Raw genomic sequence first — 14,741 nt, 5'->3', positions numbered from 1 at the left:
GNGTGTGTGTGTGTGTGTGTGTCACAGCACTTAATTTTCCTGCGTAGACGGTGACAGAGCCTGAATAACATATTCGTTTGCTGGATTCTGCTCACCGTATGTCGACGCTTACCGTCACTGTGATGGTATGTGAAGTGAATTCCGGGGGTTTTCCCCGGCTAAATCCAGGAGCACAAGCTAATGGCATTAAATCTTCAAGACAAACAAGCGATTGTTGCTGAAGTCAGCGAAGTAGCCAAAGGCGCGCTGTCTGCCGTTGTTGCGGATTCTCGCGGCGTTACGGTAGATAAAATGACTGAACTGCGTAAAGCAGGTCGTGAAGCAGTTGTTTACATGCGCGTTGTTCGCAACACGCTGATGCGCCGCGTCGTTGAAGGCACCCCTTTTGAGTGCCTGAAAGACACGTTTGTCGGTCCGACCCTGATTGCATTTTCTAACGAACACCCGGGCGCAGCCGCTCGTTTGTTCAAGGCTTTTGCCAAAGACAATGCCAATTTTGAGGTTAAAGCCGCTGCCTTTGAAGGCGAAGTTATCCCTGCGTCGCAGATCGACCGCCTGGCAACCCTGCCAACTTACGAAGAAGCAATCGCCCGCCTGATGTCAACCATGAAAGAAGCCTCTGCAGGCAAACTGGTTCGCACGCTGGCCGCACTGCGCGATCAGAAAGAAGCGGCATAATCGCCGGCTTTATTCTGAAGCAATTGCAAACGTATACACACTTTCTGAATTCTAGGAACAGTTGTTATGTCTATCACTAAAGAACAAATTGTGGACGCAGTTGGCGAAATGTCCGTAACGGGCGTGGTTGAACTGATCTCCATGATGGAAGAAAAATTCGGCGTTTCCGCCGCTGCAGCTGTCGCCGTTGCCGCGGGTGGCCCGGCTGAAGCCGTAGAAGAAAAAACCGAGTTTGACGTTGTGCTGAGCGCAATCGGCGCGAACAAAGTTACCGTCATCAAAGCCGTGCGTGGCGCTACCGGTCTGGGCCTGAAAGAAGCCAAAGACCTGGTTGAATCCGCACCTGCCAACCTGAAAGAAGGCGTGAGCAAAGATGACGCTGACGCACTGAAGAAAGCCCTGGAAGAAGCGGGTGCTTCTGTTGAGGTTAAATAAGTTAACCTTCCAGGTTGCAGCCTAATTTAGGCTGATGGCTGGTGGCTTTTGGGTCACCAGCCTTTTTGCGCTGTAGGGGATCAGTGGCGTTTCACATCATTTAGCTGCTGATTAACCACAATATTTTTTTCTATCGGCGACTTAATATACTGCATCGCCTGCCGAACCTCCCTGGTTTAGCAAAGTGCAGCGAAATGATTTAAGAGTGATAGAAACAGGTATTGCGGAGAGGATAGCAAATCTCCGAACACGAAAATGGTGTTGCATGTACTGTCCTAGTAGGGCGGACAGAGTGGGTCGACTTGTCAGCGAGCTGAGGAACCCTATGGTTTACTCCTATACCGAAAAAAAACGCATTCGTAAGGACTTCGGAAAACGTCCGCAGGTTTTGGACGTTCCCTATCTCCTATCCATCCAGCTTGACTCGTTTCAGAAGTTCATCGAGCAAGATCCGGAAGGTCAGTACGGTCTGGAAGCAGCTTTCCGTTCCGTATTCCCTATACAAAGCTACAGCGGCAACTCTGAGCTGCAATATGTCAGTTACCGTCTGGGCGAGCCTATTTTTGATGTCAAAGAGTGCCAGATCCGTGGGGTGACGTTTTCCGCACCGCTGCGCGTGAAGCTGCGCCTTATCATTTATGAGCGCGAAGCGCCGGAAGGCACGGTAAAAGACATCAAGGAACAGGAAGTCTACATGGGCGAAATCCCGCTCATGACCGACAACGGTACCTTTGTCATCAACGGCACCGAACGTGTTATCGTTTCCCAGCTGCACCGTAGTCCCGGCGTATTTTTCGACAGCGACAAGGGTAAGACGCACTCCTCCGGTAAAGTGCTGTATAACGCACGCATTATTCCTTACCGCGGCTCCTGGTTGGATTTCGAGTTCGACCCGAAAGACAATTTGTTCGTCCGTATCGACCGCCGCCGCAAATTGCCGGCGACCATCATTCTACGCGCGCTGAACTACAGCACCGGCCAGATCCTGGATACGTTCTTCGACAAAGTGGTTTACGAAATTCACGACAAAAAGCTGCAGATGGAACTTATTCCCGAGCGCTTGCGTGGTGAAACCGCCTCGTTTGATATCAAGGCCAACGGTACCGTTTATGTCGAAAAAGGCCGTCGCATCACCGCGCGCCATATTCGTCAGCTAGAAAAAGACGCCGTCGCGCAGATCGAAGTCCCTGTCGAATACATTATCGGCAAGGTGGTGGTAAAAGATTACATCGATGAAAACACCGGTGAAATCATTGTTCCCGCCAATATGGAACTGACGCTGGACCTGCTGGCCAAGCTGAGCCAGGCGGGGCACAAGCGTATTGAAACGCTGTTCACCAACGACCTGGACCACGGCGCCTATATTTCCGAGACGCTGCGCGTCGATCAGACCAGCGATCGCCTCAGCGCGCTGGTGGAAATCTACCGCATGATGCGCCCCGGCGAGCCGCCGACCCGCGAAGCCGCCGAGAACCTGTTTGAAAATCTGTTCTTCTCGGAAGATCGTTACGATCTGTCCGCGGTAGGCCGGATGAAATTCAACCGTTCGCTGCTGCGGGAAGAGATCGAAGGTTCCGGTATCCTGAGCAAAGACGACATCATTGACGTGATGAAGAAGCTCATCGATATCCGTAACGGTAAAGGCGAAGTCGACGATATCGACCACTTGGGCAACCGCCGCATCCGTTCGGTGGGCGAAATGGCGGAAAACCAGTTCCGCGTTGGCCTGGTGCGCGTGGAGCGCGCGGTGAAAGAGCGTCTGTCTTTAGGCGATCTGGATACCCTGATGCCGCAGGACATGATCAACGCCAAACCGATTTCGGCGGCGGTGAAAGAGTTCTTCGGCTCCAGCCAGCTGTCGCAGTTCATGGATCAGAACAACCCGCTGTCTGAGATTACCCACAAGCGCCGTATCTCCGCGCTGGGCCCGGGCGGTCTGACCCGCGAGCGCGCGGGCTTTGAAGTGCGCGACGTGCATCCGACCCATTACGGGCGCGTGTGCCCCATCGAAACCCCGGAAGGGCCGAACATCGGTCTTATCAACTCGCTGTCCGTGTATGCGCAGACCAACGAGTATGGTTTCCTGGAAACGCCGTATCGCCGCGTGCTGGACGGTGTGGTCACCGACGAAATCCATTATTTGTCGGCGATTGAGGAAGGCAACTTCGTTATCGCGCAGGCTAACACCAACCTCGGCGAAGACGGTCGTTTCGTTGATGATCTGGTGACCTGCCGCAGCAAGGGCGAATCGAGCCTGTTCAGCCGCGATCAGGTTGACTATATGGACGTCTCCACCCAGCAGGTGGTGTCGGTCGGCGCCTCGCTAATCCCGTTCCTGGAGCACGACGACGCCAACCGCGCCTTGATGGGGGCGAACATGCAGCGTCAGGCGGTGCCCACTTTGCGTACCGATAAGCCGCTGGTCGGCACCGGTATGGAGCGTGCGGTTGCTGTTGACTCGGGCGTGACCGCCGTGGCGAAACGCGGCGGAACGGTGCAGTACGTGGACGCCTCCCGTATCGTGATTAACGTCAATCCGGATGAAATGTATCCGGGCGAAGCGGGCATTGATATCTACAACCTGACCAAATACATCCGTTCCAACCAGAACACCTGTATCAGCCAGACGCCTTGCGTTTCGCTGGGTGAGCCGGTTGAGCGCGGCGACGTGCTGGCCGACGGTCCGTCCACCGATTTGGGTGAGCTGGCGCTGGGTCAGAATATGCGTATCGCGTTCATGCCGTGGAACGGCTACAACTTTGAAGACTCCATGTTGGTCTCCGAACGCGTGGTGCAGGAAGATCGTTTTACTACCATCCATATCCAGGAACTGGCGTGCGTGTCCCGCGACACCAAGCTGGGGCCCGAGGAAATTACCGCCGACATCCCGAACGTGGGTGAAGCCGCGCTCTCTAAACTGGATGAGTCCGGCATCGTCTATATCGGCGCGGAAGTGACCGGCGGCGATATTCTGGTGGGCAAGGTGACGCCGAAAGGGGAAACCCAGCTGACGCCGGAGGAGAAACTGCTGCGTGCCATCTTCGGTGAAAAAGCCTCCGACGTGAAAGACTCGTCGCTGCGCGTGCCGAACGGCGTTTCCGGTACGGCTATCGATGTTCAGGTATTTACCCGCGACGGCGTGGAAAAAGACAAGCGCGCGCTGGAAATCGAGGAAATGCAGCTTAAGCAGGCCAAAAAAGACCTGACCGAAGAACTGCAGATCTTTGAAGTCGGCCTGTTTGCCCGTATTCGCGACGTACTGATTTCTGGCGGCATCGAAGCGGAGAAGCTGGATAAGCTGACCCGCGAGCGCTGGCTGGAACTGGGCCTGGCCGCCGAAGAGAAGCAGAATCAGCTTGAACAGCTGGCCGAGCAGTACGACGAGCTTAAGCATGAGTTCGAGAAGAAGCTGGAAGCTAAGCGTCGTAAAATTACCCAGGGCGATGATCTGGCTCCGGGCGTGCTGAAAATCGTCAAGGTCTATCTGGCGGTGAAACGTCAGATTCAGCCGGGCGACAAGATGGCGGGCCGTCACGGTAACAAGGGCGTTATCTCCAAGATCAACCCGATCGAAGATATGCCTTACGATGAAAGCGGCGTGCCGGTGGATATCGTTCTGAACCCGCTGGGCGTACCGTCGCGTATGAACATCGGCCAGATTCTGGAAACCCATCTGGGTATGGCGGCAAAAGGCATCGGCGACAAGATCAACGCCATGCTCAAGCAGCACGAAGAAGTGGCCAAACTGCGCGAGTTCATCCAGAAGGCCTACAATTTGGGTGATGACGTGCGCCAGAAGGTGGATCTCAACACCTTCTCCGATGAGGAAGTGCTGCGTCTGGCGGAGAACCTGAAGAAAGGGATGCCGATCGCCACGCCGGTATTCGACGGCGCCAAAGAAAAAGAGATCAAGGAACTGCTGCAGCTCGGCGGCCTGCCGACTTCCGGTCAGATCACCTTGTTCGACGGCCGCACCGGCGAGCAGTTCGAGCGCCAGGTTACCGTGGGCTATATGTACATGCTGAAACTCAACCATTTGGTTGATGACAAGATGCATGCGCGTTCCACCGGCTCGTACAGCCTGGTTACCCAGCAGCCGCTGGGGGGCAAGGCGCAGTTCGGCGGCCAGCGCTTCGGGGAGATGGAAGTGTGGGCGCTGGAAGCCTACGGCGCGGCGTACACCCTGCAGGAAATGCTTACCGTCAAGTCGGATGATGTTAACGGTCGCACCAAGATGTACAAAAACATCGTGGATGGCAATCACATGATGGAACCCGGTATGCCGGAATCCTTCAACGTTCTGTTGAAAGAAATCCGCTCGCTGGGCATCAATATCGAGCTGGAAGAAGACTGATTTTTCCGCCCGGGGGCAATTCGCACTGGTAATAAGGGCGCCTGAGCGTTTCAGGCGTCTAACAGGTCCAACTCCGACAGGAGCCAATCCGTGAAAGATTTACTTAAGTTTCTGAAAGCGCAAACTAAGACCGAAGAGTTTGATGCGATCAAAATTGCGCTGGCCTCGCCAGACATGATCCGTTCCTGGTCTTTCGGTGAAGTGAAGAAGCCGGAAACCATTAACTACCGTACCTTTAAACCGGAGCGCGACGGTCTGTTCTGCGCGCGTATTTTCGGGCCGGTAAAAGACTATGAATGCCTGTGCGGTAAGTACAAGCGTTTGAAACACCGCGGCGTCATCTGTGAGAAATGCGGCGTTGAAGTGACCCAGACCAAGGTGCGTCGTGAGCGCATGGGCCATATCGAGCTGGCCTCGCCCACCACCCACATCTGGTTTTTGAAATCGCTGCCGTCCCGTATCGGCCTGCTGCTGGATATGCCGCTGCGCGATATCGAACGCGTGCTGTATTTTGAATCTTATGTCGTGGTTGAAGGCGGCATGACCAACCTTGAGCGCCGTCAGATCTTGACTGAAGAGCAGTATCTAGACGCACTGGAAGAGTTCGGTGACGAATTTGACGCCAAAATGGGCGCCGAAGCGATCCAGGCCCTGTTGAAAAATATGGATCTGGAGCAGGAATGCGAGCAGCTGCGTGAAGAGCTGGAAGAAACCAACTCTGAAACCAAGCGCAAAAAGCTGACCAAGCGCATCAAGCTGCTGGAAGCCTTCGTGCAGTCCGGCAACAAGCCGGAGTGGATGATCCTGATCGTGCTGCCGGTACTGCCGCCGGATCTGCGTCCGCTGGTCCCGCTGGACGGCGGCCGCTTTGCAACCTCGGATCTGAACGATCTGTATCGCCGGGTGATCAACCGTAATAACCGCTTGAAGCGCCTGCTGGATCTGGCCGCGCCGGATATCATCGTGCGCAACGAAAAGCGTATGCTGCAAGAAGCGGTCGATGCGCTGCTGGATAACGGCCGTCGCGGCCGCGCCATTACCGGCTCCAACAAGCGTCCGTTGAAATCGCTGGCCGACATGATCAAAGGCAAGCAAGGTCGCTTCCGCCAGAACCTGCTGGGTAAACGCGTCGACTACTCCGGCCGTTCGGTTATTACCGTCGGTCCGTACTTGCGTCTGCATCAGTGCGGTCTGCCGAAGAAAATGGCGCTTGAGCTGTTCAAGCCGTTCATTTACGGCAAGCTGGAACTGCGCGGCCTCGCCACGACGATCAAAGCCGCCAAGAAAATGGTGGAACGCGAAGAAGCCGTGGTCTGGGATATCCTGGATGAGATCATCCGCGAACACCCGGTCATGCTGAACCGTGCGCCGACGCTGCACCGTCTGGGCATCCAGGCGTTTGAGCCGGTACTGATTGAAGGTAAAGCCATTCAGCTGCACCCGCTGGTGTGTGCGGCCTACAACGCCGACTTCGACGGCGACCAGATGGCGGTACACGTTCCGCTGACGCTGGAAGCCCAGTTGGAAGCGCGCGCGCTGATGATGTCCACCAATAACATCCTGTCGCCCGCTAACGGCGAGCCGATTATCGTACCGTCGCAGGACGTGGTGCTGGGTCTGTACTACATGACCCGTGATCGCGTCAACGGCAAAGGCGAAGGCATGGTGCTGACCGGGCCGAAAGAGGCGGAGCGCATCTATCGCGCCGGCGTGGCCGAGCTGCATGCGCGCGTTAAAGTGCGTATCACCGAGCATGAGAAACGCGACAACGGCGAGTGGGTGGAAAACACCCGTCTGGTGGACAGCACCGTCGGCCGCGCCATCCTGTGGATGATCGTACCGAAGGGGCTGCCGTTCTCGCTGGTGAACCAGGCGCTAGGTAAAAAAGCCATCTCCAAGATGCTTAATACCTGCTATCGCGTGCTGGGTCTGAAGCCGACCGTCATTTTTGCCGACCAGATTATGTACACCGGTTTCGCCTACGCTGCCCGTTCCGGCTCGTCGGTCGGTATCGACGACATGGTGATCCCGGCGAAGAAAGCCGAAATCATCGATGAAGCCGAAGCCGAAGTCGCCGAGATCCAAGAGCAGTTCCAGTCGGGTCTGGTGACCGCCGGCGAACGCTATAACAAGGTTATCGATATCTGGGCCGCGGCCAACGAGCGTGTCGCCAAGGCGATGATGGACAATCTGTCCACCGAAGCGGTGATTAACCGTGACGGCGAGGAAGAACGTCAGGTGTCGTTTAACAGCATCTTTATGATGGCCGACTCCGGCGCCCGTGGTTCGGTGGCGCAGATTCGCCAGTTGGCCGGTATGCGTGGTCTGATGGCCAAGCCCGACGGCTCGATCATCGAGACGCCGATTACCGCGAACTTCCGTGAAGGTTTGAACGTACTCCAGTACTTCATCTCCACCCACGGCGCGCGTAAAGGTTTGGCGGATACCGCGCTGAAAACCGCGAACTCCGGTTACCTGACCCGTCGCTTGGTCGACGTGGCGCAGGATCTGGTGGTGACCGAGGACGACTGCGGCACCTTCGCCGGTATCGTGATGACGCCGGTAATCGAAGGCGGTGACGTGAAAGAGCCCCTGCGCGAGCGCGTGCTGGGCCGCGTCACGGCGGAAGATGTCCTGAAGCCGGGCACCGCGGATATTCTGGTTGAGCGTAATACCCTGTTGAACGAGCAGTGGTGTGACGTACTGGAAGAAAACTCCGTGGACAGCGTCAAGGTGCGTTCGGTCGTGACCTGCGACACCGATTTCGGCGTGTGCGCCAACTGCTACGGCCGCGATTTGGCGCGTGGGCATCTGGTGAACAAGGGCGAAGCCATCGGCGTTATCGCCGCGCAGTCCATCGGCGAACCCGGCACCCAGCTGACCATGCGTACGTTCCATATTGGCGGGGCCGCGTCCCGTGCCGCTGCGGAATCCAGCATTCAGGTGAAGAACAAAGGGACCATCTGTCTCAGCAACGCCAAATTCGTGGTTAACGGCAGCGGCAAGCTGGTGATTACTTCGCGTAATACCGAGCTGAAGCTGATTGACGAATTCGGCCGTACCAAAGAAAGCTACAAAGTGCCTTATGGCGCCGTGATGGCCAAAGGCGACGGCGCGGAAATCATGGGCGGCGAAACCGTTGCCAACTGGGATCCGCATACCATGCCGGTTATCACTGAAGTCGACGGTTTCGTCCACTTCACCGATGTGATCGACGGCCAGACCATTACCCGCCAGACCGACGAACTGACCGGTTTGTCCTCTATCGTGGTACTGGATACCGCCGAGCGTACCGGCGGCGGTAAAGATCTGCGTCCGGCGCTGCGCATTGTGGATGCCAACGGCAATGATGTGCTGCTGCCGGGTACCGACATGCCGGCGCAGTACTTCCTGCCGGGCAAAACGATCGTGCAGCTGGAAGACGGCGCCAAAATCACCTGCGGTGATACGCTGGCGCGTCTGCCGCAGGAAACCAGCGGGACCAAGGATATTACCGGTGGTCTGCCGCGTGTTGCCGATCTGTTTGAAGCCCGTCGCCCGAAAGAGCCGGCGATTCTGGCCGAGATCAGCGGTATCGTTTCCTTCGGTAAAGAAACCAAAGGCAAACGCCGCCTGGTTATTTCGCCGGTGGACGGCAGCGACGCTTACGAAGAGATGATCCCGAAATGGCGTCAGCTCAACGTATTTGAAGGTGAACGCGTGGAGCGCGGCGATGTGATTTCCGACGGTCCGGAATCGCCGCACGACATTCTGCGTCTGCGTGGCGTGCATGCGGTGACCCGCTATATCGTCAACGAAGTCCAGGATGTCTACCGTCTGCAGGGCGTGAAGATCAACGATAAACACATCGAAGTTATCGTTCGTCAGATGTTGCGTAAAGCGACGATCGCCAGCAGTGGCAGCTCGGAGTTCCTGGAAGGGGAACAGGCGGAATACTCGCGCATCAAGATTGCCAACCGTCAGTTGGAAAACGACGGCAAGGTGGAAATGACCTACATGCGCGATCTGCTGGGTATCACCAAAGCCTCGCTGGCTACGGAGTCGTTTATCTCCGCGGCGTCGTTCCAGGAAACCACACGCGTGCTGACCGAAGCCGCCGTTGCCGGGAAACGCGATGAACTGCGCGGCCTGAAGGAAAACGTCATCGTCGGACGGTTAATCCCGGCCGGTACCGGTTACGCTTATCATCAGGAACGCGCCCGCCATCGTCAGCAGGGCGAAGCGCCTGCCGCGCCGCAGATTACCGCCGATGAAGCTTCTGCCAACCTGGCTGAACTGCTGAACGCGGGTCTGAGCGGCAACGACGACTGATTGTCGGCATTGTCCCTCGCCGCTGGCGAAGCCAAAACCGCTCCTTCGGGAGCGGTTTTTTTTACCCCGCGCTCGAAGGACGACGGTCGCGCGTCCCAGATACGGATCCCTGTCTTTCCACACCGGCTGCAGCCCCGCGCGGATAAAGACCTGCGCCACCTCTTGGGGCGAGCGGTTATCGTGAGGCAGAAATTGTTCCAGCTCCGGCCGATCGCTGGCATAACGTAAGCGCCCGGCTGCGTCTTGGAGCCGGCGCTGACGCTATTGACCATGATAGGGACCGCATGATCGCGGAAGTGGGCGGATTCGCGGGTCGACAGGGATATCTCCACTTCCGGCGCCAGCAGGCGAAAAGCGCACATCACCTGTAGCAGTTGGGCTTCGTCCATCAGGGAGGCTGGCGTGACGCCGCCGGCGCAGGGGCGCAACCGGGGAAACGACAGCGAATAGCGGCTCTGCCAATAGGTGTGGCGCATATAAAGCAGGTGTTGCGCCAGCATATAGCAGTCGGCGCGCCAGTTATCGGAAAGGCCGATTAGTGCGCCGAGGCCGATCTTGTCGATCCCGGCCCGGGCGATCCGGCGTTTCGAGCCGCCAGACAAAATCCTGCTTCTGTCCGCGCAAATGATGGCGCCGATAGGTGGGCAGGTGATAGGTTTCTTGATAAACCAGCACGCCGTCCAAACCCAGCCCTCTCAGCTCGGCATACTCCGCCTGGGATAGCGGCTGCACCTCCATCATCAGCGAACTGAACGCCTGGCGCACCAGCGGCACGTAGCGGCGGAAATAGTCGATACCCACTTTACTTTTATGCTCGCCGGTGACCAGCAGCACATTGTCGATACCTTTGGCGCGGATGGCGCTGCATTCGCTTAGGATCTCCTGTTCATCCAGCGTCTTGCGGCGGATGCGGTTGCTCATGGAGAAGCCGCAATAGGTACAGTCATTGGCGCAGAGATTAGACAAATAAAGCGGAAGGTAGAAATTGATGGTATTGCCAAAGCGCCGGCGGGTCAACCGCTGCGCCCGCTGGGCCAACGGCTCGAGATAAGCCAGCGCCGCCGGCGACAGCAGCGCCATCATCTCCTCCGGTCCGGGATTTTCCGCCGCGAGCGCACGCTCGACATCGGCGGCCGTCTGGCTGTGGATCCGCATGCCGACATCGTCCCATTGGAGCTGTTGCCAGTGCTGGGTGAAGGTGGTCATGATTGCGCCTCCGCGGCCGGTGTTAAGAAGCCGGTTAACGGGCGGGTGGCGCTGGCCTGACGACGGCGCGGCGCCAGACCAGCCTGGTGGGCGAGTTCGCCGGCCTCCAGGGCGACCCTAAAGGCGCGGGCCATGGCGACGAGATCTTGCGCCCCGGCGATAGCGGTGTTCACCAACACCGCATCCGCGCCCATTTCCAGCGCCTCCAACGCTTGGCTGGGGGCACCGATACCCGCATCGACGACGACCGACACCTGCGCCTGTTCGATGATAATGCGCAGGAAATCACGGGTTTGCAGCCCTTGATTAGAGCCGATAGGCGACCCCAGCGGCATCACCGCGGCGTAACCCGCCTCCGCCAGTCGACGGCAAAGCACCGGATCGGCGCCGCAATAGGGCAATACCACAAACCCCTCTTTGACCAACTGCTCCGCCGCTTTTAAGGTTTCTATCGGGTCGGGCAATAAATATTGCATGTCCGGATGGATCTCGAGTTTGATCCAGTGGGTGCCTAACGCTTCGCGCGCCAGACGGGTGGCGAACAGCGCCTCATCGGCGGTTTTGGCGCCGGAAGTGTTGGGCAGCAGCTGGACGCCGGCCTGCCGTAATGCCGGTAGCAGCGCGTCGTCGTCGCCGCGTAAATCTACCCGACGCATCGCCAGGGTAACCAGTTCGCTACCGGAGGCGAGGATGGCGTCCAGCATCAGCTGCGCCGAGGCGAATTTGCCGGTACCGGTGAATAACCGTGACCGGAATGGGGTATCTGCAAGGGTAAACATGGGTCAGCCTCCGGCAATTGCCTGGAATAAGAGAATATCGTCACCGTCCTGCACCCGGTATTCCGTCCATTGCCGGCGCGGGATGATGGTCTGATTAACGGCCAGGGCGATGCCCGGCCCCGGGTGGTGATGCTCAGTAAGTAATACGTCCAGCGTCACCGGTTGCGTCAGCGTCAGCGGGCGGTCGTTGAGCGTGATTTTCATTAAAGGGTCCTCCGTGCGGGTCCCCCGCTGCCGGCGCGGGGCGCGCTAACGCCGCCGCGCAGACAGGGCAGTGGTGATCGCGGTTCAGGCGCAGGGTTTTGCCGTCGAACAGCCGCAATTGTCCGGGGCTATCGCCGTGGACGCCGCTGAGAAGCTTAATTGCCTCTAGCGCCTGCAGTGTACCCATCATGCCGACCACAGGACCCAGCACACCGGCGGTGTGGCAGTTGCGCTGCACCTCCTCTTTCTCGGGAAACAGGCAGGCATAGCAGCCCTCGCGCCACGGCGGACGCACTATCTAACAGTTGGCTGTCGAAACCGACCGCTCTGGCGCTAATAAGGGGGATCCCTCGCCGCACGCAGGCGGCGTTGATGGCGTGGCGGGTAGCCATATTATCGCTACAATCCAGCACCAGATCGGCGCGCGCCACCTGCTCGTCAAGCCAGTCGCCCGCCCGCCGCGGCGTAAGGGGCAGATAGCGGCCGCCGGGATTAAGCGCCGCCAGCTCGCGCTGCGCAAGTTCCGCTTTCGACCGGCCGATATCGGCGGTGCGATAGAGGATTTGCCCCTGTAAATTGGTGATGTGCAGCGCATCGTCATCCGCCAGCAGCAGCGTGCCGACGCCGGCCGCCGCCAGATATAGCGCGGCCGGTGAACCCAGCCCGCCCAAGCCCCGCTAACAGTACCGTTGCCGCCTGCAGCCGTTGCTTGCCCTCTACGCCGATATCTTGCAGCAACAGCTGGCGGCTGTAGCGCAAAAAAGCCTGATCGTTTAATGCCTCGGGCGAACGGCCGGCCTTAGCCTCGGGCGAGCGGTCGGCGTCGGCCGTCGTGCGCCGTGGTTCACTGGCCATGGTTACGCTCCCATGTCGCTATTATCGACTGTAAGGCGGAGGTCGCCTGGCGCCAGTCCGGCGCGCGGGTGATGGCGCTGCCCACCGCGACGCTGCCCACGCCGCACGCCAATACCGCCTCCACCTGTTCGCGACCGATTCCCCCAATGGCCACGGTGGGGATAGGCGGCAGCTCGGCGACCAAACGCCGCAGCGTTTCCAGTCCTTGAGTGCGGGACGGCATCACTTTGGTGGCGGTGGGAAAGATGTGACCGAGAGCGATATAGGAGGGCTGCCAGGCCAGCAAATCCAACACCGGATAGAGGCCGAGCCGGTGCGGTACCGGCGCAAATGATGCTTTAATATTCATCGCTTACCTCGCTATCGGAAGACGGCAGATAGATATCGCCGCCGCGTTCGCGAAACGCCGATGCCATGCCGGCCATCCCTTCCGCTCTGGCCTGCGCCGCTTGGGCGTCGGCGTTTCGCGAACCTCGCGGGATATTTTCATCGAACAGAATTTCGGGCCGCACATGGAGCAGAAATGCGCCACTTTGCCCGACGCCGGCGGCAGCGTTTCGTCGTGATAGGCGCGGGCGGTGTCGGGATCCAGCGCCAGGTTGAACTGGTCTTCCCAGTGAAATTCAAAGCGCGCTTTCGACATCGCGTTATCGCGGATCTGCGCGCCCGTGGTGCCCTTTGGCGAGATCGGCGGCGTGGGCGGCGATTCTGTAGGTAATTAAGCCCTGTTTGACGTCTTCTTTGTTGGGTAACCCAAGATGCTCTTTCGGCGCGACGTAGCAGAGCATTGCGCAGCCGTACCAGCCGATAAGCGCGGCGCCGATACCGGAGGTGATATGGTCGTAGCCGGGAGCGATATCGGTGGTGAGCGGCCCCAGCGTATAGAAAGGCGCTTCATGGCAATGCGTCAGCTGTTCGGTCATATTGCGTCGGATCATCTGCATCGGCACATGTCCCGGCCCCTCTATCATGACCTGCACATCGTATTCCCAAGCGATTTTGGTCAGCTCGCCCAGCGTATAAAGCTCGGCGAACTGCGCCTCATCGTTGGCGTCTTGGATCGACCCCGGACGTAGCCCGTCCCCCAGCAACAACGCACGTCATAGGCGGCGCAAATTTGGCAAATTTCGCGGAAATGCGCGTAGAGAAAATTTTCCTGATGATGCGACAGACACCATTTGGCCATGATGGAGCCGCCGCGCGAGACAATACCGGTCAGACGTCGCGCGGTCATCGGCACATAGCGCAGTAGCACGCCCGCGTGCAGGGTGAAATAGTCCACACACTGTTCCGCCTGTTCCAGCAGCGTATCGCGGAAGATCGCCCAAGTGAGGTTTTCCGCCACGCCGTGAACTTTCTCCAGCGCCTGATACAACGGGACGGTACCGACAGGCACCGGACTATTGCGTAGAATCCATTCACGCGTTTCGTGAATATAGCGACCGGTGGAGAGATCCATCACCGTATCCGCGCACCAGCGGGTGGCCCACACCAGCTTTTCCACCTCTTCCTCAATCGAAGAGGTGACCGCCGAGTTACCGATGTTGGCGTTGACCTTGACCAAAAAGTGGCGACCGATGATCATTGGCTCCGCTTCGGGGTGATTGATGTTGGCGGGAATGATGGCGTGGCCGGCGGCCACCTCCTGGCGCACGAACTCCGCGCTGATATTTTCCGGCAGCGCCGCGCCGGACCCAACTCTCCAGACCAACAAGTATTGGTAGGGATCGTGCTTCGCGCACCTGTTGTCGTTCCTTTGCCGGGCGCCCCCGGATATCGGTAAGCGTACGCCCAGCGCCGTCTGTTAATTCTCCATCAAGTTATTGAAGATGATGTCCATTATTTTTTTAATGGGCGCAATTCATGAAACAAACCCCACCAAAACCCTCAAGACGTCGTCCCAATTTCCCGCTGGACTT

The 14,741-nt window shown here is 58.2% G+C and carries 8 protein-coding genes and 3 pseudogenes; 4 read left to right on the top strand and 7 right to left on the bottom strand.

Features of this window, described 5'->3' with window-relative positions; all coding sequences use genetic code 11:
• The first annotated feature begins 180 nt into the window (after positions 1-180).
• The 4 genes from rplJ to rpoC all read left to right on the top strand — a co-directional run bounded on the left by rplJ (position 181) and on the right by rpoC (position 9,778).
• Entirely contained in the window at positions 181-678 is a 498-nt protein-coding gene (gene rplJ, locus ACMX3H_RS12265) for a 50S ribosomal protein L10 (protein WP_415211037.1), read from the top strand.
• Between the two features lie 66 nt (positions 679-744).
• Positions 745-1,113 (top strand): 50S ribosomal protein L7/L12, encoded by a 369-nt coding sequence (gene rplL / locus ACMX3H_RS12260; RefSeq protein ID WP_415211036.1) that lies wholly within the window; start codon positions 745-747, stop codon positions 1,111-1,113.
• Positions 1,114-1,438: 325 nt separating this feature from the next.
• Positions 1,439-5,467, top strand: coding sequence for a DNA-directed RNA polymerase subunit beta (gene rpoB, locus ACMX3H_RS12255; RefSeq protein WP_415211035.1), 4,029 nt, complete (start codon positions 1,439-1,441; stop codon positions 5,465-5,467).
• Between the two features lie 90 nt (positions 5,468-5,557).
• Entirely contained in the window at positions 5,558-9,778 is a 4,221-nt protein-coding gene (gene rpoC / locus ACMX3H_RS12250) for a DNA-directed RNA polymerase subunit beta' (protein WP_415211034.1), read from the top strand.
• Here the strand turns inward: rpoC and ACMX3H_RS12245 are convergent.
• From ACMX3H_RS12245 to thiC, 7 genes and pseudogenes are all read right to left on the bottom strand, one after another.
• Positions 9,676-10,167 (bottom strand): hypothetical protein, encoded by a 492-nt coding sequence (locus ACMX3H_RS12245; protein ID WP_415211041.1) that lies wholly within the window; start codon positions 10,165-10,167, stop codon positions 9,676-9,678. The genes rpoC and ACMX3H_RS12245 overlap by 103 nt on opposite strands.
• Before the next feature lie 130 nt (positions 10,168-10,297).
• Positions 10,298-10,984 (bottom strand): radical SAM protein, encoded by a 687-nt coding sequence (locus tag ACMX3H_RS12240; protein WP_415211033.1) that lies wholly within the window; start codon positions 10,982-10,984, stop codon positions 10,298-10,300.
• Entirely contained in the window at positions 10,981-11,763 is a 783-nt protein-coding gene (locus ACMX3H_RS12235) for a thiazole synthase (protein WP_415211032.1), read from the bottom strand. Before ACMX3H_RS12235 ends, ACMX3H_RS12240 begins: the two co-directional genes overlap by 4 nt.
• Before the next feature lie 3 nt (positions 11,764-11,766).
• Positions 11,767-11,967, bottom strand: a complete 201-nt coding sequence (gene thiS, locus ACMX3H_RS12230) for a sulfur carrier protein ThiS (protein WP_415211031.1) — start codon at positions 11,965-11,967, stop codon at positions 11,767-11,769.
• Positions 11,897-12,726: pseudogene (locus ACMX3H_RS12225) on the bottom strand (HesA/MoeB/ThiF family protein). Before ACMX3H_RS12225 ends, thiS begins: the two are co-directional and overlap by 71 nt.
• A gap of 85 nt (positions 12,727-12,811) precedes the next feature.
• Positions 12,812-13,105: pseudogene (locus ACMX3H_RS12220) on the bottom strand (thiamine phosphate synthase); the annotation flags it as partial.
• Between the two features lie 55 nt (positions 13,106-13,160).
• Positions 13,161-14,512: pseudogene (thiC, locus tag ACMX3H_RS12215) on the bottom strand (phosphomethylpyrimidine synthase ThiC); the annotation flags it as partial.
• Positions 14,513-14,741: the final 229 nt, after the last annotated feature.

The organism is Sodalis sp. (in: enterobacteria) (assembly GCF_047607725.1).
Lineage (GTDB): Bacteria > Pseudomonadota > Gammaproteobacteria > Enterobacterales > Enterobacteriaceae > JBLKSS01.
Note: the sequence above shows the minus strand (reverse complement) of the source record. Positions and strands in the feature narration are given on the sequence as shown.